Source organism: Bradyrhizobium sp. 132, from assembly GCF_023074185.1.
Classification (GTDB): Bacteria; Pseudomonadota; Alphaproteobacteria; order Rhizobiales; family Xanthobacteraceae; genus Bradyrhizobium.
Genome location: NZ_JADPKY010000063.1, coordinates 1 through 734 on the forward strand (window position 1 = coordinate 1; position 734 = coordinate 734).

Here is a 734-nt window from a genome sequence, read left to right on the forward strand (position 1 = left end):
CTGTAGAGCGGTGCGATCTCGCCGTCGATCCAGTCCCAATCGATCCTGCCGGCAAGCAGAACCAGCTCGTGCTTCATGTTGATAATCTGGTCCACCCGCTATAGCGCGACAATCTGGATGGGAAGCGCGCGACAATCAGGATGGCGAGTCGGTGTCGCGGCGAGGTGATGATTGCCGCGATGATTGTCGCGTGCAAGAGTTTTGTTGGCTCTGATTGTCGCGGAGCGTCAATCAGCGAGTGTTTTTGGTGTCGCGTGCGAGGATGGTCGCCCTGGACCACGCTTCCGCTCGAGCGCGGTGCGCCTGCGATAGCTTTCGACGTTCATCTCGACGATGGTGGCGTGGTGAACGAGGCGATCGATGGCGGCGAGCGTCATAGCAGGATCCGGGTGGTGCGGGTGAAGAGGACGCGCCACCCGTTCTCGATAAGGGCCAGGCCGATGGCTGCCGCCAAGTGACTCTTGCCGCCGCCGGGCGGGCCGAACAGCAGCAGATTGGCGCCCTTGCCGAGCCAACCATCGCCGGCGGCGAGCGCGGTCACCTGCGCCTTGGAGATCATCGGCACAGCCTCGAAGTCGAAGTTGTCGAAGGTCTTTCCAGCGGGCAGCCGCGCCTCGACGAGATGGCGCTCGACGCGGCGGCGGCCGCGTTCGGCGATCTCGTGCTCGGCAATGGTGGCGAGGAAGCGGGCCGCCGGCCAGCCTTCCTTGTCGGACTGCTCGGCAAATTGCGGC

Annotated in this window: 1 pseudogene; it reads right to left on the reverse strand. The window is 64.3% G+C overall.

Annotation, left to right across the window (positions count from 1 at the left end):
• Nucleotides 1-227 precede the first annotated feature (227 nt).
• A pseudogene (locus IVA74_RS10635) lies at nt 228-734 on the reverse strand (ATP-binding protein); the annotation flags it as partial.